The sequence below is a fragment of the Microbacterium sp. Se63.02b genome (genome assembly GCF_014171575.1).
GTDB lineage: Bacteria > Actinomycetota > Actinomycetes > Actinomycetales > Microbacteriaceae > Microbacterium.
Genome location: NZ_CP050453.1, coordinates 1,120,216 through 1,145,758, shown reverse-complemented (window position 1 = coordinate 1,145,758; position 25,543 = coordinate 1,120,216). Strand labels below are relative to the sequence as shown.

General features: G+C 68.9%; 25 protein-coding genes and 2 pseudogenes. 5 read left to right on the top strand and 22 right to left on the bottom strand.

Annotated features, from left to right (window positions below; all coding sequences use genetic code 11):
- Window positions 1-17: 17 nt before the first annotated feature.
- The 5 genes from G4G29_RS21395 to G4G29_RS05740 are packed head-to-tail and all read right to left on the bottom strand — an operon-like array spanning window position 18 to window position 3,505.
- On the bottom strand, window positions 18-176 hold the full coding sequence (locus G4G29_RS21395; protein ID WP_244632433.1) for a hypothetical protein: 159 nt from the start codon (window positions 174-176) through the stop codon (window positions 18-20).
- Window positions 149-1,156, bottom strand: a complete 1,008-nt coding sequence (locus G4G29_RS05750) for a glycosyltransferase (protein ID WP_244632432.1) — start codon at window positions 1,154-1,156, stop codon at window positions 149-151. Before G4G29_RS05750 ends, G4G29_RS21395 begins: the two co-directional genes overlap by 28 nt.
- A gap of 11 nt (window positions 1,157-1,167) precedes the next feature.
- On the bottom strand, window positions 1,168-1,401 hold the full coding sequence (locus G4G29_RS21390; protein ID WP_244632431.1) for a hypothetical protein: 234 nt from the start codon (window positions 1,399-1,401) through the stop codon (window positions 1,168-1,170).
- Window positions 1,402-1,409: 8 nt separating this feature from the next.
- Window positions 1,410-2,996: a glutamine-hydrolyzing GMP synthase gene (gene guaA, locus G4G29_RS05745; RefSeq protein WP_183152138.1), complete on the bottom strand. Its 1,587-nt coding sequence runs from the start codon at window positions 2,994-2,996 to the stop codon at window positions 1,410-1,412.
- Window positions 2,993-3,505, bottom strand: a complete 513-nt coding sequence (locus G4G29_RS05740; RefSeq protein WP_183152137.1) for a DUF3817 domain-containing protein — start codon at window positions 3,503-3,505, stop codon at window positions 2,993-2,995. The genes guaA and G4G29_RS05740 overlap by 4 nt, the downstream gene beginning before the upstream one ends.
- Before the next feature lie 102 nt (window positions 3,506-3,607).
- On the opposite strand from G4G29_RS05740, the gene G4G29_RS05735 reads away from it, so the two are divergent.
- Entirely contained in the window at window positions 3,608-4,231 is a 624-nt protein-coding gene (locus G4G29_RS05735) for a glyoxalase (protein WP_183152136.1), read from the top strand.
- A 71-nt stretch (window positions 4,232-4,302) separates the two neighbouring features.
- Here G4G29_RS05735 and G4G29_RS05730 read toward each other — a convergent pair whose 3' ends face one another.
- The 3 genes and pseudogenes from G4G29_RS05730 to G4G29_RS05720 form a co-directional block, all read right to left on the bottom strand.
- Entirely contained in the window at window positions 4,303-8,937 is a 4,635-nt protein-coding gene (locus G4G29_RS05730; protein ID WP_183152135.1) for an ExeM/NucH family extracellular endonuclease, read from the bottom strand.
- Window positions 8,938-9,173: 236 nt separating this feature from the next.
- Complete coding sequence (locus G4G29_RS05725) at window positions 9,174-9,746, bottom strand: SURF1 family cytochrome oxidase biogenesis protein (RefSeq protein WP_244632430.1); 573 nt, start codon at window positions 9,744-9,746, stop codon at window positions 9,174-9,176.
- A 242-nt stretch (window positions 9,747-9,988) separates the two neighbouring features.
- Window positions 9,989-11,100, bottom strand: a pseudogene (locus G4G29_RS05720) (GuaB3 family IMP dehydrogenase-related protein).
- Between G4G29_RS05720 and G4G29_RS23845 the strand changes: the two are divergent.
- Window positions 11,099-11,794 (top strand): annotated as a pseudogene (locus G4G29_RS23845) (FAD-dependent oxidoreductase); the annotation flags it as partial. The pseudogenes G4G29_RS05720 and G4G29_RS23845 overlap by 2 nt on opposite strands.
- A gap of 124 nt (window positions 11,795-11,918) precedes the next feature.
- Window positions 11,919-12,287 (top strand): FAD-dependent oxidoreductase, encoded by a 369-nt coding sequence (locus G4G29_RS23840; RefSeq protein ID WP_345941153.1) that lies wholly within the window; start codon window positions 11,919-11,921, stop codon window positions 12,285-12,287.
- A 37-nt stretch (window positions 12,288-12,324) separates the two neighbouring features.
- On the opposite strand, the gene G4G29_RS05710 is transcribed toward G4G29_RS23840, so the two are convergent.
- The 13 genes from G4G29_RS05710 to G4G29_RS05660 all read right to left on the bottom strand — a co-directional run bounded on the left by G4G29_RS05710 (window position 12,325) and on the right by G4G29_RS05660 (window position 21,726).
- Window positions 12,325-14,013, bottom strand: a complete 1,689-nt coding sequence (locus G4G29_RS05710) for an ATP-binding cassette domain-containing protein (protein WP_183152134.1) — start codon at window positions 14,011-14,013, stop codon at window positions 12,325-12,327.
- A gap of 100 nt (window positions 14,014-14,113) precedes the next feature.
- On the bottom strand, window positions 14,114-14,479 hold the full coding sequence (locus G4G29_RS05705; RefSeq protein ID WP_183152133.1) for a type II toxin-antitoxin system VapC family toxin: 366 nt from the start codon (window positions 14,477-14,479) through the stop codon (window positions 14,114-14,116).
- Window positions 14,476-14,724 carry an AbrB/MazE/SpoVT family DNA-binding domain-containing protein gene (locus G4G29_RS05700; protein ID WP_183152132.1) on the bottom strand — a complete coding sequence of 83 codons (249 nt, stop codon included), beginning with the start codon at window positions 14,722-14,724 and terminating at the stop codon, window positions 14,476-14,478. The genes G4G29_RS05705 and G4G29_RS05700 overlap by 4 nt, the downstream gene beginning before the upstream one ends.
- Before the next feature lie 37 nt (window positions 14,725-14,761).
- Window positions 14,762-15,610, bottom strand: coding sequence for a HAMP domain-containing sensor histidine kinase (locus tag G4G29_RS21385; RefSeq protein WP_244632429.1), 849 nt, complete (start codon window positions 15,608-15,610; stop codon window positions 14,762-14,764).
- Window positions 15,607-16,566, bottom strand: a complete 960-nt coding sequence (locus tag G4G29_RS21380; RefSeq protein ID WP_244632428.1) for a hypothetical protein — start codon at window positions 16,564-16,566, stop codon at window positions 15,607-15,609. The genes G4G29_RS21385 and G4G29_RS21380 overlap by 4 nt, the downstream gene beginning before the upstream one ends.
- Window positions 16,563-16,910, bottom strand: a complete 348-nt coding sequence (locus tag G4G29_RS05690; protein WP_183152131.1) for a response regulator — start codon at window positions 16,908-16,910, stop codon at window positions 16,563-16,565. The genes G4G29_RS21380 and G4G29_RS05690 overlap by 4 nt, the downstream gene beginning before the upstream one ends.
- Window positions 16,907-17,050, bottom strand: a complete 144-nt coding sequence (locus G4G29_RS05685) for a hypothetical protein (protein WP_183152130.1) — start codon at window positions 17,048-17,050, stop codon at window positions 16,907-16,909. The genes G4G29_RS05690 and G4G29_RS05685 overlap by 4 nt, the downstream gene beginning before the upstream one ends.
- Window positions 17,047-18,534 (bottom strand): glycosyltransferase, encoded by a 1,488-nt coding sequence (locus G4G29_RS05680; RefSeq protein ID WP_183152129.1) that lies wholly within the window; start codon window positions 18,532-18,534, stop codon window positions 17,047-17,049. Before G4G29_RS05680 ends, G4G29_RS05685 begins: the two co-directional genes overlap by 4 nt.
- Window positions 18,534-19,247, bottom strand: coding sequence for a PHP domain-containing protein (locus G4G29_RS05675; RefSeq protein ID WP_183152128.1), 714 nt, complete (start codon window positions 19,245-19,247; stop codon window positions 18,534-18,536). The genes G4G29_RS05680 and G4G29_RS05675 overlap by 1 nt, the downstream gene beginning before the upstream one ends.
- On the bottom strand, window positions 19,244-20,047 hold the full coding sequence (locus G4G29_RS05670) for an ATP-grasp domain-containing protein (protein ID WP_244632427.1): 804 nt from the start codon (window positions 20,045-20,047) through the stop codon (window positions 19,244-19,246). Before G4G29_RS05670 ends, G4G29_RS05675 begins: the two co-directional genes overlap by 4 nt.
- A complete protein-coding gene (locus tag G4G29_RS21375; protein ID WP_244632426.1) occupies window positions 19,999-20,229 on the bottom strand; it encodes a hypothetical protein in 231 nt (76 codons plus the stop codon). Before G4G29_RS21375 ends, G4G29_RS05670 begins: the two co-directional genes overlap by 49 nt.
- Window position 20,230: 1 nt before the next feature.
- Window positions 20,231-21,274, bottom strand: coding sequence for a response regulator (locus G4G29_RS05665; protein WP_183152127.1), 1,044 nt, complete (start codon window positions 21,272-21,274; stop codon window positions 20,231-20,233).
- A gap of 137 nt (window positions 21,275-21,411) precedes the next feature.
- Entirely contained in the window at window positions 21,412-21,726 is a 315-nt protein-coding gene (locus G4G29_RS05660; protein ID WP_183152126.1) for a DUF2277 domain-containing protein, read from the bottom strand.
- A 157-nt stretch (window positions 21,727-21,883) separates the two neighbouring features.
- Between G4G29_RS05660 and G4G29_RS05655 the strand changes: the two genes are divergently transcribed.
- Complete coding sequence (locus G4G29_RS05655) at window positions 21,884-22,351, top strand: DUF4190 domain-containing protein (RefSeq protein WP_183152125.1); 468 nt, start codon at window positions 21,884-21,886, stop codon at window positions 22,349-22,351.
- Between the two features lie 86 nt (window positions 22,352-22,437).
- On the opposite strand, the gene guaB is transcribed toward G4G29_RS05655, so the two are convergent.
- Complete coding sequence (gene guaB / locus G4G29_RS05650; RefSeq protein ID WP_183152124.1) at window positions 22,438-23,940, bottom strand: IMP dehydrogenase; 1,503 nt, start codon at window positions 23,938-23,940, stop codon at window positions 22,438-22,440.
- 250 nt (window positions 23,941-24,190) lie between these two features.
- Between guaB and G4G29_RS05645 the strand changes: the two genes are divergently transcribed.
- On the top strand, window positions 24,191-25,543 hold the full coding sequence (locus tag G4G29_RS05645; protein ID WP_244632425.1) for a branched-chain amino acid ABC transporter permease: 1,353 nt from the start codon (window positions 24,191-24,193) through the stop codon (window positions 25,541-25,543).

Genomic DNA, 25,543 nt, shown 5'->3' with positions numbered 1-25,543 from the left:
GGGGCGGGGCGAGAGGGTCAGCGCCGAGGCGGGGCGGTGACCGCGTGGGAGACGGCGGCGGCGAGAGCGGCGAGAGACGACTCGGGGCTCCAGGCCGCGGCGACCGCCGGCGCCTCGGCACTCAAAGCCGAGAGCCGCCCCTGGTCGGTCAGCACGGCACGGATGGCCTCACCCAACGCCACGACGTCTCCCCGGGCACCAGGACTCCCCCACCCTGCTGCAGCACATCGCGGATGCCGTAGCGCACGTCGTACGAGATCACGGGCGTCCCGTGCAGCAGCGACTCGACGACGCCGAGCGGCTGTCCTTCGAAAGCGGTGGAGGTCACGAGGAGCGACGCCCTGTCGAGGACCGTTCCCGGCGAATCGGTGTATCCGGCGAGGACGACACGGTCGCCGGCCCCGAGCTCGTCGATCAGAGTCTGCAGCCGCTCCTGCTCCGGTCCGCCGCCCCAGATCTCCAACCGGGTACCCGGCACGTCCGCTGCCACGAAGGCGCGGATCGCGTGATCGACGCGCTTCCCCGGCGCCAGCCGTCCGAGCACGATCACGAGTCCGTCCTCACGGAGGTCGTGGCGGGTCGCGACAGGAGCGATGGGGTTCGGCACCACCACATGGTTCGCCGACGGGCCGAAGCGTGCCACGACATCGTCACGCTGCGTAGCGGTCGGCCAGATCACGGCGTCGAAGCGGTCGGCGAGACGGAACCAGCGGGTCCAGAGCGTGTTCATGGTCGAGTCAGGCGTGTACGGCGCCTCGACGTGCATGGTGTGGATCGTGTGCAGGATGCGCACCCGCGGGTCGGACCAGTCCGCCACGAGCTCGCCGATCTGGCGTGACTCGCAGATCACGACGATCAGGCGGTCGCCGACGGCCGCGGTCACGTGCTCGAGCCAGGCTCGATACAGGCCCCGGAAGCCGTGCAGGGCTCCGGCCACCGCGCCGGCGGCGTCGTACACGAGCACCGGCTCCTCGGTGAGGTGCCAGTCCGGGTTGCCGGGTATCACCGGGAGAGCCGCGAAGGCCCGCCCCTCGGCGTCCGTCAGCACCCGATACTCGACATCAGGATCAGCGGCCACCGCGGAATCGGACGCATCGAGCAGCCACCGCGCTGCGCCGCCGTGAGGGTCGACAGCCTCATCGAAGAGATTGCGCATGCGGGAGGGGTCTACCAGCGCCCCTGTTCCGCGAACGTGCGCCGATGCGCGGCGTGGTCGGCCACGGAGCCGGGATCGAACGTGAGCAGCTGCGGCCCTGCGCCGTCGGCCACGCCGGCACCGGCCAACTGGCGGGCGCGCGCGAGCGTCGCGATCGTGTACCCGCCGTCCATCCCCGGGATCAGCCGGCTGGAAAGCACCAGGTACTCGGCGTCGGGGAGACCCGGCACCGCGTCGGGAGGCATCGCGCCCCCTACTCCCACTCGATCGTTCCCGGCGGCTTCGACGTGACGTCGAGCACGACGCGGTTGACGTCGCGTACGCCGTTCGTGATGCGGTTCGAGATCTTCGACAGCACGTCGTACGGCAGGCGGGTCCAGTCGGCGGTCATGGCGTCTTCACTCGACACCGGGCGCAGCACGATCGGGTGGCCGTAGGTGCGACCGTCGCCCTGCACGCCCACCGAGCGCACGTCGGCCAGCAGCACGACGGGGCACTGCCAGATCTCCTGGTCGAGACCCGCCTTCGTCAGCTCCTCGCGCGCGATGGCGTCGGCCTCACGCAGAATCTCGAGACGGTCAGCGGTGACCTCACCGATGATCCGGATGCCGAGACCGGGCCCCGGAAACGGCTGACGCCCCACGATCGCCTCGGGGATGCCGAGCTCGCGGCCGATCGCACGGACCTCGTCCTTGAACAGCGCGCGCAGCGGCTCGATCAGCTCGAAGTCGAGGTCGTCGGGAAGGCCGCCCACGTTGTGGTGCGACTTGATGTTCGCAGTGCCCGCACCGCCACCGGACTCGACGACGTCGGGATAGAGCGTGCCCTGCACGAGGAACTTCACGGGAGCACCACCCGACGCCTTGGCCTCGGCGACGAGGTCGAGCTGCACCTTCTCGAACGCGCGGATGAACTCGCGTCCGATGATCTTGCGCTTCTCCTCGGGGTCGGTGACACCCTGCAGGTGACCGAGGAACGTGTCGGCCGCGTCGACCGTGATCAGGCGCACTCCGGTGGATTCGACGTAGTCCTTCTCGACCTGCTCCCGCTCGCCCTTGCGGAGCAGGCCGTGGTCGACGAAGACCGCGGTGAGCTGGTCGCCGATCGCCTTGTGCACGAGAGCGGTGGAGACCGCGGAGTCGACCCCGCCGGAGAGTGCGGAGATGACGCGGGCGTCGCCCACCTGCTCACGGATGCGCTCGATCTGCTCGGCGATCACGTTGCCGCTGTTCCAATCGGACGCGAGACCTGCACCCTTGTGCAGGAAGTTCTCGAGCACGCGCTGACCGTGGTCGGAGTGCTTGACCTCGGGGTGCCACTGCACGCCGTAGAAACCGCGCTCCTCGTTCGCGAAGGCGGCGACCTTGGTGGCCTCGGTCGTCGCGAGGACTTCGAAGCCCTCCGGCGCCGTGGCGACCTGATCGCCGTGACTCATCCACACGTTCTGCTCGGTCGGCTGGCCGCTCAGCAGTGTGCCGCCGTCGCCGGAGATCACCGCGTCCGTCGCGCCGTACTCGCGAAGACCCGTATGGGCGACCTCGCCGCCGAGGGTCTGCGCCATGTACTGGAAGCCGTAGCAGATGCCGAGCGTGGGGACGCCGAGGTCGAAGACCGCCGGGTCGAGCTTCGGGGCGCCCTCTTCGTACACGGACGACGGTCCGCCGGAGAGGATGATCGCGACCGGGTTCTTCGCGGCGATCTCCGCGGCCGTGGCCGTGTGCGGCACGATCTCGCTGTACACGCCCGCTTCACGGACTCGACGGGCGATCAGCTGCGCGTACTGCGCGCCGAAGTCGACGACGAGCGCCGGGCGCTGCTGGGTCTCGGACTGTTCGGTCAACGGACACCTTCCGGGGCGGGGGCGGAGGCCTCTTCGGCCTCTCTGGTGGCGAGATAGGTCTTCACTTCACGGGCGACGATGGCCTCCATGAAGAACGACAGCAGCGGGACGACACCGCCGAGTGCGAGCAGGATGAAGCGCGGGAAGGGCCAGCGCATCAGGCTCCACATGCGGAAGCACGCGAAGAGGTAGACGACATAGAACCAGCCGTGCGCGACGAGGATGAACAGCGACAGGTTGAACCCGTCACCGAGCGAGGTCATCTCGCAGGAGTTGGTCATCGGCGCGAACAACGACCACCATTGGCAATCGGGTCCGGCGATGACGCCGGCGAACCAGAGCGGACCGCCTGAGCCCCCCAGGAAGAGCTCGAGGTGGATCGGCGTGTACTTCAGCACCATCTCGGTCAGCAGCAGGAGCAGCATGACTCCTGTGATGATCGACGCGATCTGGTAGAACTTCAGCGCACCGCGGATCGCCGGAAAGCTGGCGACTTTCGGTTCGGGCATGCCTCCAGTCTAGCCGCCGGGAAATCGCGTCGAATCCGCCCGCAGATGCATCGGTCAGGAATCGAGAAGCACCCTCTCGCCGACCTCCGTAGCGTCGTCGACATGAACACCACGATCACCTCTCTCACCCTCGACGTCTCCGATGTGGACGCCGCCCGCTCCTTCTACGCACAGGCCTTCGACCTCGGCGATCGCCTGCGCTTCCGCACCGCGGATACCGACGCCTCCGGCTTCCGCGGATACACCCTGTCACTCGTCGTCTCCCAACCCGCGAACGTGCGCGCCCTCGTCGACGCGGCCGCCGCCGCCGGAGCGCGCGTGATCAAGCCCGTGGCGAAGTCCCTGTGGGGCGTCGGCGGCACGATCCAGGCTCCGGACGGCTCGATCTGGAAGGTGGCGACGTCTGCCAAGAAGGACAGCGCGCCCCCGACGCGCGATGTCGACGAGATCGTCCTTCTGCTCGGCGCCGACGACGTGGTCGCGTCGAAGTCGTTCTACATGGAGCGCGGCATCCCGGTGGGCAAGAGCTTCGGGCGCAGCTACGTGCAGTTCGACACGGGGACGAGCCCGATCGGTCTCGGGCTGTATCGCCACGCGTCACTCGCGAAGGACGCCGGCGTCCCGGCGGAAGGATCCGGTTCGCATCGGATCACGATCAACGGCGTGCTCGGCGCGGCCGTCGACCCCGACGGCTTCGTGTGGGCTCCGGTCGCGGTGGCCGCCTGAGACGGAGCGGAGACGACGGAGGCCGCCGGGATCTCTCCCGACGGCCTCCGTCGTGTCATCCGATCATCGGATCAGAACCAGCCGCTGATGAGGTCCCACAGCCGGTCGATGATCACCCCGACGATGCCGCCGGCCCGGTTCACGGTGACCGTCGCGGTCGCCGCATCCCCGTCGGCCTGCGCCGCGGCGACCGTGTACTTCCCCGGCTGCGCATTCTTCGGCACCGTGACCTGCGTGCTGAACGTGCCGTCCGCCTTCACCTGGACCGTGCCCACCTGCGCGGCAGCGCCCTTCTTCGGGCGGAGCTCGATCGTCACGGTCTCGCCGGGCACGTAGCCCTCACCGGTGACCTGGAGCTTCTTGCCCGCGGCCACCTTGGACGACCCGAGGTCGATGCTCCCCGCGAACTCGGCTTCACCGGCGATCGTGAACGGCACCTGCACCGTGGTCCCGGTGCCGGCGACCGCGACCGTCAGGACCTGCTCCCCGAAGACGCCGGACGGAACCGTGAAGGTGAGCGAGGCACGGCCCACCTCATCCGTGGTGTCGACGACGGTCGGATCGACCGCGCCCGTCGCGAGCAGCGTGTCGCCCAGCGAGAGCGACACCTCGCCTGGAGCAGGCTCCCCCGCGCTGAACGCCAACGAGGAGAGGGACACGGTCACCTGGTCGCCGGCGCTGTAGCCGTCGGCATCCGCCGGGCTGACCGTCACACCGACGGCGCGCTGGGCGTAGTCGGGGCTCGCGGTCTTGTTGGCGTCGAACCAGTCGACCATGGACTGCAGATCGATCTTGCCGGTGTCGCGCTTGCCCGCCCCCTCCTTGAAGGTGAAGAAGTTGTCTCCACCCGCTGCGAGGAACGAGTTGGCCGCGACCGTGTAGTCCGCGTCCGGATCGACGGGCACCCCGTTCAGGGTGATCGAGGTGATGCGCGAACCCTGTGCCGCCGCGGGGTCGTACGTGTACACGAGCCCCTTCGAGACGCCGAGCTTCAGGAACGGACGGGCCGAACCAGCTGGCTGCCACTGCTCTTCGAGCACGCCCTTGAGCTGCGTACCCGTGAGCGTGAGCGTCACCAGCGTGTTGGCGAACGGCTGGACCGTCGCCGCCTCGCGGTAGGTGACGTTGCCGTTCGGATCGTTCGCGCCGGTCGACGCGTAGGCGAGATTCGCGCGGATGCCGCCGGGGTTCATGAGCGCCAGGTCGGCACCCGTCGACCACTGCTGCACGTCGGCGACGAAGTTGCCGACGGTGGACTCTCCTCCACGGTTCTCGGTCTTGCCGTCGCTCTGGCGCGCCCGGTTGAAGTCGGCGGTGATGTCGCCGACCTTGATCGCGCCCAGCACATCGGCTTCGGCCTTGGCCTGGTCGACGATCGCCTGCACCTCGGGCACGGCCGGGTACAGCGGCTTGCCTGCCGCGGTGAGGGGCTTGATCTCGTTGGTGATCGAGATCAAGTCCTTCGTCTCAGGGTCGACCTTGATGTTCATGAGCCCGAGGTTCTCGCCGTACTGCCCCGCGGAGACGACCGGGCGGCCGTCGATCACGTGGTTGTACGCGAGGTGAGTGTGGGCGGACACGATCGCGTCCACATCCTCATCGACCCCGTAGACGATCTCGCCGAGGGGCGAGTCGGGCGTGATGCTCGACAGTTCGACGCTCGACGCGCCTTCGTGCACGAGCAGGATGACGACATCGGCTTCACCGTTGGACTCGTCTCCGTCGCGCAGGTCGTCGGCCACCGCGTTCACGGAGTCGACGATGCTGCGGACCTCGAGATCCTTGATGCCCTCGGGCGAGACGAGCGAGTCGAGATCCTCGGTGACAGCGCCGACGAAGCCGACCTTCACCCCGTCGAGCTCCTTGACCCAGGCCGGTGCGAGAGCCGGTTCGCCGGTCTCGGTGACGAACACGTTCGACGAGATGTACTCCCAGTCCGCGCGCTCCTGTACGCGGTCGCGCAGGTCTTCCCAGCCCTGGTCGAACTCGTGGTTGCCCGCAGCGCTGACATCGAGACCGGCCGCGTTGAGGGCGTCGATCGTCGGGTTGTCGTCGTTGATGAACGAGGTGAACGTCGAGGCGCCGATCAGGTCGCCGGCTCCGGCGAAGATCGTGTTCGGGTTCTCCTCACGGAACTGCTTGACCGCACCGGCGAGGACGGCCGCGCCCGCGGCTGCACCGTCGGCCTCGATCCGCCCGTGGAAGTCGTTCACCGTGACGACGTCGATGTTCACCGGCGGGATCTCCGAGGAGACTCCGACGATGATCGGGTCGTGGTCGCTGGACCGGTACGGGGTGCCCTCCTCTGTGGCGCCGAACGCGTAGCCGCGGTCGCTCCACTCGGGCGAGTTGATACCCCACACACCCGCGCCCGTGATCGACGAGACGAGCGACGGGGAGGCGATCACGTGGTCGAGCGAGCCGAGCTCGCCGTCGAACGTGTAGGTGTACTGCCCGTCGGTCTTGTCGGCGACCAGGTCGCTCCACCCCTGCGAGGTGAACACGTCGATCGGATCTTCCTTGCCGTAGGCGTTGAAGTCCCCGATCAGGAGCATGTCGCTGCTGCCGCTCGACTCCGCGAGCTCGTCGGTGAAGGCGAGGATCGCGTTCGCCTGCTTCACGCGGTCGGCGTTGAAGAAGCCCTGACCGTCGGCCGGCTCCGCGCCGGCACCCTCGGGCGGCGACTTCGACTTGAGGTGGTTCGCCACGACCGTGACCACGCGCCCGTCGATGTCGAACGCCTGCGCGATAGGTTCGCGGGCGTTGCCCCACACGGTCTCATCGGTGACGGTGGTGCTGTCGCCCACCGTCTTGACCGCATCCTTCTTGTAGATGATCGCGTTGGTGATGTAGTCGGTCGTCGTGGCGTCGTTCAGCGCAGCGGGGGTGGGCACGTAGTCCCACACGTCGCTGCCCGCATCGGCGTTGAGACCGGCGACCAGATCCTTGAGCGCCGTGTCGATCGGCTTGCCCAGCTTGACCGAGTTCTCGATCTCCATGAGCGAGACGATCTCGGCGTCCAGGCCGTTGATGGCCGCGACGATCTTCGACTTCTGGATCGCGAACTGCGCAGCGTTGGCCGCGCCGCGGGCGTCGGAGTTCTCACTCTTCAGCGTTGTGAAGTAGTTGTACACGTTGAACGACGCGACCTGGACGTCGCCGCCCACCTCTGGCGCCGATGCGGTGCGAGGGTTCGTCGCCTCGAAGCCGACCTTGAGGTCGGCCGACGAGGAGTCGTCGATCGGCACGACGGGCTGGAGGCGCCAGTCGTCGAAGCCCCACTGCAGCACGTAGCCGTTGTCGCCGAAGTCGACCGTGTCGCCGTTGCGGACCACCGTGTCCTTCGTGAAGTACGGCTGCTCGCCAGGGTGACCGCTGTTGGACACCTGGATCGACCAGCCGTCGTCGAGCAGGATCCGGTTGGCGCGGTTCGCTGCGGCGATCGCGGCAGCCTCGTCGCCGGGGCGCGTGGTCTCGGTGCTCTTCACGGCGAGGTCGTCGCCGGCGTTCAGCCAGAGCGTGCCGAAGTTGTACAGCTGGTGGCTGGAGGCGAGGCGGTATGTCCCCTCCGGCGCCACGTACATGTTCTCGTACTGCTCACGGTCGGCACCGCGCACCGAGTCCGGCAGCGGGGTGACGGCGGGGACGCCGACGCCGGCGGTCACCACGGAGATGTCGGCCGCTGCGGCCGGGTTGATCTGCGTCTGACCGAAGTACTCGCTCACCGAACCCTTCACCGACACGAGGTCGCCGATCGCGAGGGCGGGGCTCAGCGCGTTCAGGAACACGAAGACGCCGTCGGAGGCACCGGGAGTCGCGTCGGTGTCGCCGCCGGAGCCCTGCGTCTGGATGACGATGCCCTTGTAGCCGCCGGTGCGGTAGTCGGCCGTCACGACGCCCTCGACCTGGACCGTCTTGCCGCTGAGGGGCGAGACACCCGTCGTCCCCTGGACCTCGGCGATCGTCGCCTTCGTCGGCTCTGCGCCCGGGTCGGTGCCGGGGTCCGTACCGGGGTCGGTGCCGCCGGAGTTCTGCGGGGTGATCGTTGCGGAGAGGGTGAAGTCCGCGCTGTTGTCGTCGGTGTCCGCGCCTGCGGCACGGTTGAGCGACTTCACGTCGGTGTTGCCGGTCGGAGGCGTCGCCGCCTTCGTCTCGAACGTGTTCGAGGTGCCGTAGCCGAGCAGGTCGACCACGCCGTCGACGCCCACGACGGAGCCGGGGGTGAGGGTCACGGCGGCGGTGCCCTCGACGAGCGCGAGCGTGCCGTTGGTGCCGCTCGGGGTCAGAGAGCTGACCGCGTCGGGAGTCGGGAGTTCCGCGCCGTTCGCACCGTTGCTGTTGCCCTGCACGAGGTAATAGCCGCCGGCGGGGATGACGCCCGTGAGCGGCGCGACGCCGTTGAAGGCGGCCGTCCCTGTCGCCGAGCGGTACTGCAGCGACATGCCGTCGAGGGTGACCGGCGCGGACGTCGGGTTGTACAGTTCGACGAACTTGTTCTTGAACGCCGCTCCCGCGCTGCCTCCGGAGAGGTACGCCTCGTTGATCACCACCCCCGTTCCCTCGGTGTCGGCGACAGCGGGCACAGCCGCGAGGGAGCCGAGGCTCAGCGCGGCCACGCAGGTCACGGCGAGAGCGCCGATGCGCCCCCGACTTCTACGGTGCGGGGCGGGAACCATGCGGTTCTCGCCGTCTGGAGCGGACATCATCGGTGCTGTCTCCTCGATCGGGTTCGACGCTTCTCAGGACTGACACGGCACACAGGAGAAATTCCCAGCGTGCTCACATGGAGCGAGCATACGGAGCGGTCAGGACATCCTCAACGGAGTTTCCCGATTCGTCATCCAGCGCTCACCGGATGGCTCGGACGACCCCTGACGAACGTCGCTATCGAAGCGGAGCCTTGCGCAGGTGCGCATCATTTCGCGCGCGGATGCGCGTGCGATCAAGGGGTCTCCGCGGCCGCAGCGTCTTCGAACTCCTCGACCTCACGCTCCCAGGCATCCTTGGCGAGGCGGTACCAGAGGTAGAACGCGAAGCCCGCGAAGATGGCCCACTCGACCGCATAGAAGACGTTGAGCCAGTTGACCGGCGACATCTCTTCCGGAGCGGGCGAGGAGATGTCGACAAGCCCGGCGGATGCGGTGGTCGAGGCGAGATACGGCCGATAGACGTCGAGCTGCTCGATGTCGTGCCAGCGGCTCAGCAGCGCGGCCGACGACATCCGGTCCAACTGATACGGATCCGACTGCGGCGGCACCTGGGGGCCCTCGTCCGAGATGATGCGCCCCGCCACGGGGACCTCCGTGCCGTCGACGCCGGCCTCGAGCTCCTCCACGGCAGCATCCGCGGTCTCCCGGTCGGGCGCCCAGCCGATCGCGACGGCGATGGACGTCCGCTCTGCCACCCGCAGCTGACCCGTGACCCAGTAGCCCTGCACGCCGTCGTTGAACCGACTCGACACGACGATGAAGTCCCCGGGGATCCAGGTTCCCGATGCCTCCACGCGCTGGCCCACCAGAGGCTCGGGGAGATACTCGCCGGGGCGACGACCTCATCGAGCAGCTTCACCTGCTCCGTGGCGCCGGGGGCAGGCGGATCCGTCTCGATCGCACGCTCCAGCTGCCACTGGCCGAGCCAGGCGAAGACCCCGGCGACGAGGAGGCAGAGCAGGAGCATGCCGATCCACCGCCCCCGGAGCATGACCTCGCGGAGGGTCGGGGGAACAGAGCAGGAGTCGTCACGGTCGAGCGCTGCGCCTCAGGCCTCGTAGGGCGCGAGCACGACCTCGACCCGCTGGAACTCCTTGAGGTCGGAGTAACCGGTGGTCGCCATCGACTTGCGCAGCGCGCCGATGAGGTTCGCCGTGCCGTCCGCGACGGGCGCCGGTCCGTAGAGGATCTCCTCGAGCGTGCCGATGCCGCCGACCTCGACCCGACGGCCACGGGGCAGCTTGGGGTGATGCGCCTCCGGACCCCAGTGGAATCCTCGGCCCGGCGCGTCGGTCGCGCGGGCGAGTGCGACACCGAGCATGACGGCGTCCGCGCCCATCGCGAGCGCCTTGACGATATCGCCCGACGTGCCGACACCGCCGTCGGCGATCACGTGCACGTAGCGTCCGCCCGACTCGTCGAGGTAGTCGCGGCGCGCGGCGGCGACATCGGAGACGGCGGTCGCCATCGGCGCGTGGATGCCGAGAGTCGCGCGGGTCGTCGATGCCGCTCCCCGCCGAAGCCGACGAGCACGCCGGCTGCCCCCGTGCGCATGAGGTGCAGCGCGGCCGTGTAGGTCGCGGCACCGCCCACGATCACCGGGACGTCGAGGTCGTAGATGAACTTCTTGAGATTCAGGGGTTCGGCGACGCTGGACACGTGCTCGGCCGATACCGTCGTGCCGCGGATGACGAACAGGTCGACACCGGCCGCGGCCACCGTGTCGTAGAACTCCTGCGTGCGCTGCGGGGTGAGCGAGCCGGCCACCGTGACACCGGCCTCACGGATCTCCGCGAGGCGACGCGTGATGAGCTCGGGCTTGATCGGCTCGGCGTACAGCTCCTGCATCCGCACGGTCGCCTTGCTCGTCGAGCCCGGCGATCTCCGCGAGCAGGGGCTCGGGGTTCTCGTATCGCGTCCACAGCCCTTCGAGGTCGAGCACGCCGAGTCCGCCGAGCTGCCCGAGCATGATGGCCGTCTGGGGGCTCACGACCGAGTCCATCGGTGCTCCCAGCACGGGGATCTCGAAGCCGAAGGCGTCGATCGTCCACGCCGTCGAGACGTCCTCCGGGTTGCGCGTGCGCCGGGAGGGCACCACCGCGATGTCATCGAACGTGTACGCGCGCGCGCGCGCTTTCCTCGGCCGAGCTCGATCTCCATGGTCACCCCTCCAGCCTACCCGGCGGTCGGACGCCCCCGTGCTGGGAGACTGGATCCGAGAGCGGGAGGCAGCATGAGGACCGAGACCGTGGACGTCGTCGTGGTGGGCGGCGGGGTGATGGGGCTGGCGACGGCATGGGAGCTCACTCGTCGGGGCCGCCGGCCGGTCGTCGTCGAGCGGTTCGCGCGCGGGCACCGGCACGGTGCATCCCACGGCGCGACCCGCAACTTCAACAACGCCTACGCCGAGGAGCATTACCTCGACCTGCTCCAGCGCGCCCGCGCCGGCTGGGAGTCCCTCGGGCAGGTGGACGGCGAACCCCTCCTGCGCCTGCACGGCCTCGTCACGCACGGCCACCTCGACGTCGCAGAGATCCGTGTCGGCCTCGACGGTCGCGGCATCCCGTCGGAGATCCTCGCTCCCGCAGAAGCCGCGCGCCGCTGGCCCGGCATGCGCTTCGACGGCGACGTGCTGTGGTCGTCCGACGCCGGAGTCGTCCGCGCGGCGGCCGCGCTGCACGCGCTCGAACGGCGGATCGTCGCCGGAGGCGGCGAGGTGCGCTGGAGCACACCGGTCGCGCACATCGGCGAAGACCGGGACGGCGTCGTGCTCGACCTCGGCGGCGACAGCCGACTGCGCGCCGACGCCCTCGTCGTCACCGCAGGGGCCTGGACCGGAAGGCTCCTCGGACGATTCGGCCTGCCGCGGCTCGCCGTCACCGAGGAGACCCTGCGCATTTCCAGCCCCGAGGGCCCGCCTCATGGCCATCGTTCAACCACTACGCGGACCCCGCGTCCACCCCGCGACCGTGTATGGGATGCCCACTCCCGGCGAGGGAGTGAAAGTGGGGTTCCACCGTGTCGGCGACGAGGTCGACCCCGACGCGCGCCCCCACCTCCCGACCCACCAGCGCGCCCTCGCGGAGTACGTGCGGGAATGGATGCCGGGCCTGGACCCCACGTCCGCCGTCCCGATCAGCTGCACGTACACCTCGACCGACGACGGCGCCTTCGTGCTCGACCGCCGAGGACGCATCGTCGTGGGAGCGGGCTTCTCGGGCCACGGCTTCAAGTTCGCTCCCGGCATCGGCGGCGTCCTGGCCGATCTCGTCCTCGACCCCGACGCACGGGCGGCACCGCCCTTCCGATTGCCCGAACTCCTCGCCGAGCCCGGCGCGACCACGTAGGCACGCCCCGCCCGTGTCTCGACCGCGGCGACGACGATCAGCGGACGCGCGACACCCTGCTCTCGTCCCAGACGGGTGCGTCCGACTCGTACACCTCGCCGTCGGAGCCGAACACCAGGAACCTGTCGAACGACCGCGCGAACCAGCGGTCGTGCGTGACCGCGAGCACGGTGCCCTCGAACCGTGCGAGGGCCTGCTCCAGCGCCTCCGCGGACTCGAGGTCGAGGTTGTCGGTCGGCTCGTCCAGGAGCAGCAGCGTCGCGCCGGACAGCTCCAGCAGCAGCACCTGGAACCGCGCCTGCTGCCCGCCCGAGAGCGAGTCGAACGTCTGCTGCGCCTGCCGCACGAGACCGTAGCGGTCGAGGGCGGAGCTCGCGGCATCCCGCGGCATCCCCGCTCTGCGGTCGTCGCCACGGTGCAGGATCTCCAGGAGGGTGCGACCCGCGAACTCCGGATGCGCGTGGGTCTGCGCGAACAGACCGGGGACGACCCGCGCGCCGAGCGTGGCCGTGCCGGTGTGATCGACCGCGCGCAGCTGCTCCCCCGTCGAGGTGACGTGGCCGAGTGTCGCATCGGGGTCGCTTCCTCCTCGGGCCAGCAGCCTCAGGAAGTGCGACTTGCCCGAGCCGTTCGACCCGAGCACCGCGACACGGTCGCCGTACCAGACCTCGACATCGAACGGTCGCATGAGACCGGCCAACTCCAGACGCCTGGCGACCACGGCGCGCTTGCCGGTGCGCGCGCCGCGCAGCCGCATGTCGAAGTCCTGTGCAGGCGGGCGCTCCTCCGGCGGACCCGCCTCCTCGAACTTGCGCAGACGGGTCTGAGCCGCCTGATACCGCGACGCGAATCCGTCGTTCGCCGCGGCTTTCACCTTGAGGTTCGCGACGAGGGTGCGCAGCTTCTCGTGCTGTTCGTCCCACCGACGGCGCAGTTCGTCGAGGCGATCCATGCGGTCGCTCCTGGCCTGCTGGTACGTGGAGAAACCCCCGCCGTGCACCCACGCCGTCGCTCCGGCGCCGCCCGGTTCGAGCGTGATCAGTCGATCGACGGCCCTGGCCAGCAGCTCGCGATCGTGCGACACGAGCAGGACGGTCTTCGGCGTCTGGCGCAGCTGCTCCTCGAGCCACCGTTTCGTGGGCACATCGAGGTAGTTGTCCGGCTCGTCGAGCAGCAGCACCTCGTCGGGTCCGCGCAGCAGCGCCTCGAGGGCGAGACGCTTCTGCTCACCTCCGGAGAGCGTGGTGAGCTCTCGGAATCTGGCGCGCTCGTACGGGACGCCCAGCGCGGCAACAGTGCACTGATCCCACACCGTCTCGTGCTCGTAGCCGCCGGCATCCGCATACTCCGCGATCGCCGACGCGTACGCCATCTGCGTGTCGTGCTCATCGCGTTCGATCAGCGCGTCCTCGGCCGCCTCGAGAGCCTCGGCGGCGGCACGGATCCGCGCCGGGGCGACCCTGGTCAGCAGCTGGTGCACCGTCTCCCCAGCCTCGCCGTGTCCGACGAACTGGTCCATGACGCCGAGTCCGCCGTCGATCGTCACGACACCGTCGTCGGCGACCTGATCGCCCCGGATGATGCGCAGCAGAGTCGTCTTGCCGGCGCCGTTCGGGCCGATCAGCGCGCTCGTCGAACCGGCTCCAACCCGGAACGTCGCCTCGTCGAGGAGAGGTCTGCCGTCGGGGAGCGTCAGGGAGACGCTGGAGACATCGATGTAGCCCACGGTGCGTGGCCGTCCTTCCGCCCGCGCATGCCGAGCCGACCAGGCTATCAGCCGGTGCGGAGTGACGGATACGTCGGGCTCGGACGATAGGACGCTCGAGTCACCCTCGGAGCTGCTCGATGCGGTCGGACTCTCCCCAGGCACGGTCGGCGGTGAGCACTGGGACGTCCAGCCGGAGGCCGAGCGCGAGACAGAGCCGATCGCCCAGCGAGAGCCCGCTCCCCCGCCGCCACATTCCTGCAGCAGCCTCGCCATCGGACTGAGACACGGGCTCCACCTTCAGCCCATAGCTGAGCAGCAGACCCGAAGCGACCGCCCAATCCGCCTCGGATACCCGCACCTTCTGGGCCACCTCAGCCCAGTTCGCCGCCCCGATCACGGCCCGATCGAGAATCTCCTCGACCCTGTCGGATCCTGGCTCACCCTGCAGGAATGCGAGGAGCGCCGAGGCGTCGACCACGATCACGCAGCGGCGTCCTCGGAGGCGGCGGCGCTGCGCCGTTCCTCGAGGAGGGAGCCGAGCGGATCCTTCCCTTCGAGCTGCGAGCGCACCACGGACTTCGCCTGCTCACGGGTGAGCAGGATCACGCCGCCGGGTGTCTCGATCATGAGCAGGGGGACGCCTTGGTCCCAGCGCTGGCGCGCGCGCAGTTCGGTGGGCACGACGAGTCGACCGCGGTCGCCCATTGGAGCAACGAATGTGGTACCCATGCCACCACGGTACCACTCCGCCCACTCGGGTGGTACGTCAGTCGGCGCGACTCAGGCTCAGGAGCACCTCGGTGCGGGGAGACGCAGGAAGCACGAAGCGGAACTCGGTGCCCACACCTTCCTGACTCGTCACGTCCATCGTGCCGCCGTGCGCGATCACGATCGCGCGCGTGATCGTGAGTCCGAGGCCCACCCCGGGCACGGCATTGCGCGTCGCGGTCGATGCGCGGAAGAACCGGGTGAAGAGCATCCCCTGCTCGTCCTCGGGGATCCCGACGCCGGTGTCGGCGATCGACAGCTCGACGCCCCCGTCGATCGACCGCACGCTCGCGGTCACCGTCCCGCCCCGAGGCGTGAACTTGATCGCGTTCGACAGCAGGTTGTCGATCGCCTGCCCGACCCGACCCGCATCGAGCACGACGGGGATCCGCGCTGGCCGCACCTCCGCGACGAGCTCGATGCCTTCGCGTTGCGCGTGCGGGCCGGCGGATGCGACCGCGGAGCGGACCAGCTCGGCGACGTCGGTCTCCTCCCGCTCGAGCGGGAACCGACCCGACTCGACCTGGGCGGTGAAGAGCAGGTCGCCGACGAGGTTGAGCAACCTCTTCGCGTTGCGCTCGATGATGTCGACGAACTCCTGCTGGTCGGCCGTGAGCGGCTGACCGGGATCGTTCTGGAGCAGATCGAGGAAGCCGATGATCGCGCTGAGCGGCGTGCGCAGCTCGTGCGAGATCATGCCGACGAATTCGTCCTTCATCCGAGCGACCTCGACCGCCCTGGTCTCGTCGGTGAGCACGAACAGGTATCCCTGCTGCGCGCCGGCGCCGTCCTTGTGCGGACTCACCGTGACGCGCGCGGGGACCGTGCTTCCGCCCGCCGTCGTCACCTCGATGTCGCCGTCGACCGGCAGCCCCGCGTCGGCCTGCGCGAAGAGGGCCTGGATTCCCCGCGGAGTTCGCCGTACCCGTGCGGGCGCTCCGCGATCGGCACCGGGTGATCGGCGTTGTCCGCGGCGAGCATCGACAGCACCGCCGTGGAGAAGAACCGGTCGATCCGCACATTCTTGAGCGCCTCGGCCACGGGGAGTCCGAGCAGACGTTCCGCCCCGGGGTTCCAGGCCGTGACGGTGCCGGTGCAGTCCGTCGCGATCACCGCCTGCGCCGTGATCGACGACCAGAGGCTCTCGAAGGAGTCCAGCAGCTCCCGGTATTGGCGCTCCTTGTCGCGGAGCTGCACGATCATCGCGACGTTCTCCGACAAGGCCCTCGTACGTTCGGCGACCAGCTCCTCCGCCTGCTCGATGCGCATGCGCTGCTGCCGGGACAGCTCGTTGACGACCGCGGCGACCGCGGAGAACACGAGCGGACCGACCACGCCCCGCAGCCATTCGACCGAGGTCGACGGCGGGTCGGCGAAGTACGGCATGAGCAGCGCGATCGAGGTCAGGCCGCCCACCACGAACACCCAGCGGATGCCGGGCGCCGCGGCGAGCCACACGACGGGCAGCAGCACCAGCGAGCCGAAGATCGATGACGCACCGCCCGTCCCCGCACGGAACAGTCCGAGCCCGATGATGTCGATCATGGGGATGAGCAGCACCACCCACCCGTCGTACACGTGTCGCGCGCTGAGCACGGCGGCCTGCATCGTCGCGACGAGGACCACCCCGATGCCGACGAGCGCGGCGCCCAGGTGGGTGAACGGCAGATCGGGATTCACCCACGCCATCAACCCGGCCACGATGACCGCGGCCACCGACGGCAGCTGCTTGATGAGCGGGCTGGGGTTGTCGAAGATCTGGTACCAGCGGTTCTCCGCGCGGTCGAGCGGGGTGGCCCTCATCGCTGCACCCGTTCCACGATGGCATGCAGGTCGGCACCGGTGATGGGCTTGGGCAGCGCGGCATCGGCCGGCGGATAGTCGGCGGCGTCGAGCACCGAGCTGATCACGAGGAAGCAGTCGGGGAAGCGCTCCTGCACCAGGCGTGCACACTCCTGCCCCGAGATGCCGGGGAGCAGCAGATCGAGCACCGCGAGGGTGGGATCGATCTCGGGGAACGCCGCGATCGCGGACTCGGCGTCGCGAGCGATGAAGACGTCGAAGCCCTCACGATCGAGGTAACGGCGCAGCAGCGCCGCCTGATCGGGGGCGTCCTCGACGACCAGGGCCAGCGGCCTCCCGGTCATCGAAGGAACAGCTCTCGGACGACGACGACGAGGACGACGACGACGAAGGCGATGACCGCCTGCGGGATCAGACGCCGTTCCTTCCTGGCGTCCTCGACGATCTCCTCCACTTCGGCTTCGTATGACGGGGCTGCGGTCATGAGTCGACACGTCCGATCTTCTCGGTCTTGATCCACGAGGCGTCTGCGCGGCGCCACTCTTTGATGTAGGAGTCCACGGTGATGGCGCACAGCAGCGAGCCGTAGCCGCAGATGTAGAGCAGCAGCCCGGCGAAGAAGCGTCCACCGGGGAGCTTCTCGACCGCGCGCGCGAGCCAGATCCCGAACATCGAGATCGGTCCCCACAGATAGAAGATCACGGCCCAGACGATGCGCGACTGGTCGGTGAGGGCCAGCCCGAGCCCGGCGAGGACCGACTCGAAGGCCCAGGGGAACAGCGCGATGGCCATCAGGATGAGCGCCCCGAGACCGGGGAACATGATCGCCTCACGCCAGGAGTGCCGCCCCGTACGCGGATCGAGCTGCACCGAGTAGAGGATCGAGAACAGGTAGATGCACGCCGCGGAGATCCACATGAAGCGGAAGACGAACTCGGCGATGTCGCTGTGCAGGAAGAGCAGTGCCAGCATGCCGGCCGCGGCCAGGAGCATGAACGCGGGCAGCAGCAGGATCGTGAACCATGCCAGACCGAACGCGAAGCTGCCGAGATTGTGCTCTCGGCTCGGGCGGAACCAGAGGTGGCGGTAGATCGAGGTGAGCTGCACGTTGCCTCGCGCCCAGCGCAGGCGCTGCTTCCACAGACTGTCGATCGTCCGCGGCTCCTCCGCCAGGACGACCGCGTGCGGCTCGAACACCATGCGGCGCCCCTTGAGCTGCCCTTCGAACGTCGTCATCGTGTCCTCGGCGAGGGTGCCGGTGGGGATCCGCCCGCCGATCGCCTCGAGGTTGGCTCTCGAATGCAGTTGGGCACCGCCGGCGAGGCACGCGATCGCCCCGCCTACGTTCTGCACCCGACGTGCGGAGAGCTGGCCGATCACGTACTCGATCGCGATGAAGCGCGTGAGGTAGTTGCGGTCGCGACTGCCCTCGGCGATGTACGCCGTCACGGCGCCGACCTTCTCGTCGGCGAGGTGCCTGCTGAGCTTGCGCAGCGAGTCGCGCGCGAAGATCACATCGGCGTCCATGATGAGCACGGCCTCGGTCCACGCGTCGGCGAGCACGACGTCGAGGCCGTGGTTGAGGGTGTGCGCCTTGCCCTCGCCGCCCTTCTCGCGCCGCAGGTGTGCGACGCGTCCCGGGTGCGCCTCGGCCTTGGCGGCGACGATCGCGGACGTGTCATCCGTCGAAGCGTCATCGACCACGAAGACGCGCAGACGCTCGGCGGGATACTCCAATTGGAGCAGCCGCTCGATCGCCGGTCCGATCACGAGTCCCTCGTTCCACGCCGGGATGATGACCGCGACGTTCGGGTGGTACGGGGCCGCCTTGCCGTAGTGGTTCCGGAACGCGTGCAGCGGGAGCATGAGGAACTGCAGTCCCGTGTTGATGACGGGCAGCGTGCCGACGAGGACGCACAGCAGCAGCACGATGACGAGGGCGGTCTCCCACCAGGGCAGATCGGCCATCAGACCACCTCCGCCGCGTCGAGCAGCGGGATCACGCGGGAGTACCGGCCGACGTCGGCCGCCTCGTGGCTGTCGGTGGATGCCACGACCTCGCCGCCCGCGAGGAGTAGGGCCGACAGCGCCCCGGCACCGGGGCACCCCCACTTCTCGTTGACCTCGACGAGCGTGTCGGTCGCGGCGGCCGCACGCGCCCACGCGTCGATCCGCTCCTGGCCGAGGTCGTGCTCGGAGAGGCCGATCTTCGGCAGGAGCGAGAAGCAGTGCGCCAGCTGATTGCCCGGGTGACGGTGCATCGCGGCGACGATCGCGCCGACGAACTGATCGAGGACGTCGTCGGTCGCCCACCCGGCGGCGATGCGCTCCCGCACGGTCGAGGGGCCGAGGGGTCCGTCCGCGCCGGGGAACTGGTGGTCGGCGATGAGGATCCGATCGATGCCGTCCGGCAGTGCCGGGATGTCGAGTGCCCCCGACGCATCGAGGATCTTCGCCTCGACACCGGAGAGCACCGTGAGGCCGTCCGGGACTCTGAGCGCACGGACGGCCGCCAGGTACTCGGGGACCCACGTCGTGCTCTGACGCACGTGATCCACCAGGCGGAGCGTGCGCAGCCCGGCGCCCACCGCGGCGTCGACGTTCTCGGCGAGCGTCGACACGGCGTCATCCGAGAAGGTCGAGTGGACGTGGTGATCACCGTGGAGCACCGCGTGCGTCACAGCTCCTCCTGGTGCCCTGCGTGCGCGGAGACGAGCAGGTCGTCGACCTCGACGATCACGTCCTCCAGGAAGCGGACGGAGGCGACCTCGCGGAACGGCACACGCACCGGCAGCTCGCGCCCCAGGAAGAGATCCGTCACCAGCGAGGGGATGTCCACGCCGGCCGCGATCGTCAGGGGCAGGGCGCCGGGGAAGCGAGGGTTGACCTCGAGCAGCACGGCTCGCCCGGCGCGGTCACGGCGCAGCTGCACGTTCGCGACGCCCACGAGCCCGATCGCCCGTGCGATGACGGCCGCGGTCTCCTCGAGTTCTTCGTCGCGCACCGTGCGCCCGGCGATCGCGACGCCGGAGTCGACCCTGGCGCGGGTGCGGGGCACGGCCGCGATCACATTGCCCGCCGCGTCGGCGATCACATCGACCGAATACTCCTCGCCGGGGAGGAAGTCCTGCACGATCAGACCCTCGTCCGTCGGCAGGGCGTCGAGCGCGGCACGATCAGGGACGAGTCGCACGCCACGGCTCCCCGCGCCCTGGCGCGGCTTCGCGAAGACCGGGAACTCCCAATCGACGGCCGCGGCATCGCTGCCGGCGAGGACCGTCCGCGGGTGCGGCCGGTCGGAGCGCAGCGCTCGGCGAGCCATCTTGTCCAGCGCGGTGTTCAGCGTGTCCGCGGAGGGTGCTGCCAGAATCGCCGGGGCCAACTCCTCCCGCCGTTCCGAGAGCGCGATCAGTTCGACGTCGACGGTGGAGATCACGAGATCGAGGTCGTCCGCCTCGACCATCCGCGCGATCGCCGGCACGAAGTCGTCGTCGCGCCCCGGGGGACGAGACGCCGCTGTCCTGGCGGCACCAGATAGATGCCGCTGGCCCACCCGTCCATGTCGGCCGCGAACACGGTCAGGTCGGAACGTCGCAGGAGCGAACGGATGACGGCGACGCCGGCGGGACCGCCCGCTCCGGTCACCAGGACACGCGTGGTCATCTCAGCTCTCCCGTCGGGTGAGTTCGTGGGCGCCGATGAACTCGGCCGTCTCGCGCACCACCTCGAGCGGTTCGACGGCCGTCCCGCCGCCGAAGCGCGACCAGTACCGCGCCGTCGCCGTGACGAACTCGGGCGCGAGGTAGTCGCGGCTCGCCGTCTGGGAGCCGAATCGCTCCAGCAGCCGCAGCTTGTCATCGAGATACGGATCGATACGCACGAATCGGGTCGGGCGGAAGTCGATCGTCGACGACGGACTCTGGTAGCACGCGACGGTGCCGACGCGCCGCGTCGCCACGACCGTCGCCTCGCTGACGGCACGGTGGTCCTGGTGCCGATCGTGGCTCGAATGCGTGTAGACGATGGTGGGCTGGACCTCGTTCACGACCTCTTCGATGAGGCGGACCGTCGATCCCCCTCCCGAGATCTCGGTGTCGATCAGATCCTTGAGGAAGAGCCGTGCGCCCAGCATCTCCGCCGCCGCGAGCGACTCGTCCTGCCTGCTGTCGGCGTCGCCGCCTCGCGCGCCACGGGAGAGGGTGAGGATGGTGATCGCGTCGCCCGCCTTGGCGTGGGCCGCCAGCAGGCCGCCCACTCCGATCTCGACGTCGTCGGGATGCGCCCCGATGGCCAGGACCACGTCGCGCGGGCGCGCCTCTTCGCGCCGCCTGCGTCCTTCTTCCACCAGCCGAGTGACCGACTCGACGAGCTTGCCGTTGTCGAGCGGCTTCGTGAGGAACTCATCGGCCTGCGCACGCAGCGCAGACACGGCGTACTCCACCGACACGTGAGCGGTCATCACCACCACGGGAACCGTCGGCACGGTGCGTCGGAGCTCGGCGAGGAGCTCGAGACCGCTGAGCCCCGGCATCTCGATGTCGGTCACGACGACGTCGGGACGCACCGCGGTGACACGTTCGATCGCGGTCTGTCCGTCTTCGGCGACGTCGACGACGCAGCCGGCCCGCCGTTCGAGGACGGTCTTCACGAGCAGGGCGACATCGGCGTCGTCGTCGACGACGAGGATGCGAGGAGCGTCCTCAGGCATATGTAGAGCTCTCCTTGGGGAGGTTCCCTGATCGATGGGGATCGATCACGCGATCTCGGCGCCTTCATCGCCGGGGCCGCAGGGAAAGTCGAGCGGGGTATGTCGATTGTGGCATACCGATGCGCGGCGGCCGCTCGTCACGACCGCGCCGCAGCAGCCCGCTTCTCCTGCTGATAGACCCTGATCGCCTCGTAGCGCTCAGCGGAGCGTGCGCGGCGCTTGGCCGCCTCATCATCCCGGTTCTTCGGGGGCGCTGTCGTGACCAGCTCGTCGAGCAGGACCCTGGTCGCCTGGGCGATCTCGGCGACCGCCCTGTCGAACACCGCACGGTTGGCACGGGAGGGCGCGTTGGCCCCGGAGATCTTGCGCACGAACTGCAGCGCCGCATCGTGGCATTCGGCGTCGGTCGCGGCGGGCTGGAGGTTGTTCAGCGGGACGATGTTTCGGCACATACCCGGCACGCTACGCCGGGCCGCGCACAGACGGAAGAGTCCCGCTCCTGTCGGATGCCGCGTCGTCAAGGGGATGTGGCGGCGCTGCCGTGCTCGCTACGCTCGGGCTGCCGAGAGGCGAAAGCACGTAGCGATCACTCCGACGACAGGACAGAAGATGACGAACCCCGCGAACCCCGACTCGCCGAACCCCGAAGAGTCACAGATGCCCGACGCGCCGCCGCCCCCACCGAGCGCGGCGCCGCCGCCCCCACCCGCGTCAACGCCGTACGAGAACACCGCCCCGGACGGCATCGCCGGTCATCCGACGGCCGGCACGACCGGGTACGCGCAGCCGCAGCCCAGCCCGCCAGGGCGCGTGCTGTCGATCGTCGGACTCGTCCTCGCCTTCGTGGCGGCGCCGGTCGGTCTCATCCTGAGCATCGTCGCCGTCGTGAAACTCGGCCGAGCCGGCCAGTCGAAGGGCCTCGCCATCGCCGGCATCATCGTCGGTGCGATCCTGACGATCCTCGGCATCATCGGGATCATCCTGTTCGTGACGGTCATCGGCGGTCTCATCGGCATGTGCGCCGAGCTCGGCCCCGGAGTGTGGGATGTCGACGGCATCACCTACAGGTGCGGCTGAAGTTCCCGGCCCGCAACGCCGGAAGGGGCTGGATGCGACAAGCATCCAGCCCCTTCCTCTGCACGCGATCCCTGCGGGATCCGGCGTCACTTCTTGTAGTTCGGCGCCTCCACCACGATCTGCACGTCGTGCGGGTGGGACTCCTTCAGCCCAGCCGAGGTGATGCGCACGAACTTGCCGCGCGTCTTGAGCTCCTCGATCGTGCGCGCCCCGACGTAGAACATCGACTGACGCAGACCGCCGACCAGCTGATACGCCACCGCGGCGAGAGGCCCGCGATACGGCACCTGTCCCTCGATGCCCTCGGGGATCAGCTTGTCGTCGCTGGGGACGTCGGCCTGGAAGTAGCGGTCTTTGGAGTACGACGTCTGCTTGCCGCGGGTCTGCATCGCGCCGAGCGAACCCATCCCCCGGTACTGCTTGAACTGCTTGCCGGACTGGAAGACGATCTCACCCGGCGACTCGTCGGTGCCGGCCAGGAGCGAACCGAGCATCACGGCGTCGGCACCGGCGACGAGCGCCTTCGCGATGTCGCCGGAGTACTGCAGACCGCCATCGGCGATGACGGGGACGCCCGCGGGGCGAGCGGCGAGGGACGCCTCGTAGACCGCGGTGACCTGCGGCACGCCGACACCGGCCACGACACGCGTGGTGCAGATGGAGCCCGGTCCGACGCCGACCTTCACGGCGTCGACCCCGGCATCGACGAGAGCCTGAGCGCCTTCGCGTGTCGCGACGTTGCCGCCGATGATGTCGATGTGCTCGAACGAGGCATCCGCTTTGAGGCGCTTGACGAGTTCGATGACGCCCTGCGACTGCCCGTTCGCGGTATCGACCACGAGCACGTCGACCCCGGCGTCGCGCAGCGCCTCGGCACGCTCCCACGCGTCGCCGAAGAAGCCGATCGCCGCGCCCACGCGCAGACGGCCCTGGTCGTCCTTGGTCGCGAGCGGGTACTTCTCGCTCTTGTCGAAGTCCTTGATGGTGATGAGGCCGGCGAGCTTGCCCTCGTCGTCGATCAGCGGCAACTTCTCGACGCGGTGCTTCGCGAACAGCGCGATGACCTCGCCCGCTGCGACGCCGACCGGTGCGGTGACGAGGTTCTCGCTGGTCATGACGTCCTTGACGAAGGTCGTCTGACGCTCGAAGCCCGAGACGAAGCGCATGTCGCGGTTCGTGATGATGCCGACCAGCTTGCCGTCGGCGTCGACGACCGGAAGCCCGGAGATGCGGTACTTCGCGCACAGGTTGTCGACCTCTTCGACCGTCGCATCCTGCGTCGTGGTGATCGGGTCGGTGATCATGCCGGACTCGCTGCGCTTCACGCGGTCGACATGCGCTGCCTGGTCGGCGATGGAGAGGTTGCGGTGCAGGATGCCGATGCCGCCCTCGCGCGCCATCGCGATCGCCATGCGCGACTCGGTGACGGTGTCCATCGCACTCGACAGCAGCGGAGTCGCGACCGAGATGCGACGGGTGATCCGCGACGAGGTGTCCGCCTCGCTGGGGATGACATCGGTATGCCCGGGAAGGAGAAGCACGTCATCGTACGTCAGTCCGACGAAGCCGAAGGGATCGTGCTGTTCCATGGATTCTCCTTCTGCGCGAGTCGCGCGAGTCCGAGTGCGAGGGGGTGGTCGACTTCGGCCGATGCGGGGCTGCGGCCCGTATGTAGATTCTAAGCGAGACACGCCCGAGAACATTCCCAGAGCCCCGTCGTTATCGGACCGTTGGTCCCGGTGGTAGGTGAATCGTCGTTCGCGCATTACGCTCAAGTGCGTCGCACATCCCCGCGGTTCAACCCGAGTTCGCGGAGACAGCACTCACAGTGGAGGTTGCGTGGGACCCACAACAATCGCCGTGCATCGAAAGCGCCCTTGGCTGGTCGCCTTCCTCGGTATCCTCATGGCGCTCAGCGCGTTCCTGCTCCTCCCTCCGTCATCGGCTTCCGCCGACACGACGGACGACGGGCAGGAGGTGACCGACTTCTACTTCGCCGGCGTCGTCACGAACGCCGACGTCCCCGTCGAGGGCGTCGGGATGTCGATCGAGGGCAACGGTTTCGAAGCCGAGACCGAGACCGACGCCGAAGGCAAGTGGCGCCTGTACGTGCCGGAGAAGGAGACGTACACCCTCACGGTGGACGAGTCCACGCTCCCCGACGGCGTGATCGTCGATGCGACGCAGCTTCCCGAGGGCATCCAGCCCGTATCGGGGACGACGGCCTCCTTCGAGCTCGAGTTCGGTCTCACCGGAACGAAGATCGTCAACTTCTTCCTCGGTGCGGGCGAACGTGTGACGGTGTCGTTCCTCGATCAGCTGCTGTCGCGTCTGGTAGGCGGCCTGAACTTCGGCCTCCTCCTCGGGCTCGCCTCGATGGGTGCAGCGCTCATCTACGGCACCACGCGGCTGTCCAACTTCGCCCACGGCGAGATGGTCACCTGGGGCGCCGTGGTGGCGCTGCTGTTCACCACGTTCTGGCACCTGCCGATCTGGCTCGGCATCATCGCCGCGGTCATCGGGGGCGCCGCACTCGGATGGGCACTGGACGCCGGCATCTGGAAGCCGCTGCGGCGGAGAGGCCTCGGCGTGGTCCAGCTGATGATCGTCAGCATCGGCCTCTCGCTCGCGCTGCGCTACGGCATGCAGTACATCATCGGCGGCAACACCTACCAGCTGCCGGGCGCGAGCCCGACCCCGATCAAGCTCGGACCGATCTCCCTCTCGTACATCGACATGATCGGGATGGCGACGAGCATCATCGTGATCCTCGGTGTGGCGTTCTTCCTCACCAGGACCCGCACCGGCAAGGCGACACGAGCGATCTCGGACAACCCGCAGCTCGCCGCCGCGTCCGGCATCGACGTCGACAAGGTCATCCGCACGGTGTGGATCCTCGCCGGAGCCCTCGCGGCCGTCTCGGGCATCCTCTGGGCGTACTTCCGGCCGGGGGTGAAGTGGGACATGGGCATGCAGATGCTGCTGCTGATGTTCTGCGCGATCACGCTCGGCGGTCTGGGCTCGGCGATCGGCGCCCTGATCGGCTCGATCATCGTGGGTCTCGCCGTCGAGGTCTCGACGCTCCTCGGCGTCCCTTCGGATCTCAAGTACGCCAGCGCCCTCGTCGCGCTGATCGTGATCCTGCTCGTGCGACCACAGGGCATCCTCGGGCGCAAGGAAAGGTTGGGCTGA

Bases quoted from the DNA above. Each gene is read 5' to 3' on its own strand.
- G4G29_RS21375 (WP_244632426.1), bottom strand. From the start codon at position 20,229: ATGACCACGCGTGTCCTGGTGACCGGAGCGGGCGGTCCCGCCGGCGTC.
- G4G29_RS05740 (WP_183152137.1), bottom strand. From the start codon at position 3,505: ATGCCCGAACCGAAAGTCGCCAGCTTTCCGGCGATCCGCGGTGCGCTG.
- G4G29_RS23840 (WP_345941153.1), top strand. From the start codon at position 11,919: ATGCCCACTCCCGGCGAGGGAGTGAAAGTGGGGTTCCACCGTGTCGGC.
- G4G29_RS05685 (WP_183152130.1), bottom strand. From the start codon at position 17,050: ATGACCGCAGCCCCGTCATACGAAGCCGAAGTGGAGGAGATCGTCGAG.
- guaB (WP_183152124.1), bottom strand. From the start codon at position 23,940: ATGGAACAGCACGATCCCTTCGGCTTCGTCGGACTGACGTACGATGAC.
- G4G29_RS05735 (WP_183152136.1), top strand. From the start codon at position 3,608: ATGAACACCACGATCACCTCTCTCACCCTCGACGTCTCCGATGTGGAC.
- G4G29_RS05700 (WP_183152132.1), bottom strand. From the start codon at position 14,724: ATGGGTACCACATTCGTTGCTCCAATGGGCGACCGCGGTCGACTCGTC.
- G4G29_RS05680 (WP_183152129.1), bottom strand. From the start codon at position 18,534: ATGGCCGATCTGCCCTGGTGGGAGACCGCCCTCGTCATCGTGCTGCTG.
- G4G29_RS05690 (WP_183152131.1), bottom strand. From the start codon at position 16,910: ATGACCGGGAGGCCGCTGGCCCTGGTCGTCGAGGACGCCCCCGATCAG.
- G4G29_RS05660 (WP_183152126.1), bottom strand. From the start codon at position 21,726: ATGTGCCGAAACATCGTCCCGCTGAACAACCTCCAGCCCGCCGCGACC.
- G4G29_RS05750 (WP_244632432.1), bottom strand. From the start codon at position 1,156: ATGCGCAATCTCTTCGATGAGGCTGTCGACCCTCACGGCGGCGCAGCG.
- G4G29_RS21390 (WP_244632431.1), bottom strand. From the start codon at position 1,401: ATGCCTCCCGACGCGGTGCCGGGTCTCCCCGACGCCGAGTACCTGGTG.
- G4G29_RS05665 (WP_183152127.1), bottom strand. From the start codon at position 21,274: ATGCCTGAGGACGCTCCTCGCATCCTCGTCGTCGACGACGACGCCGAT.
- G4G29_RS05655 (WP_183152125.1), top strand. From the start codon at position 21,884: ATGACGAACCCCGCGAACCCCGACTCGCCGAACCCCGAAGAGTCACAG.
- G4G29_RS05730 (WP_183152135.1), bottom strand. From the start codon at position 8,937: ATGATGTCCGCTCCAGACGGCGAGAACCGCATGGTTCCCGCCCCGCAC.
- G4G29_RS21380 (WP_244632428.1), bottom strand. From the start codon at position 16,566: ATGAGGGCCACCCCGCTCGACCGCGCGGAGAACCGCTGGTACCAGATC.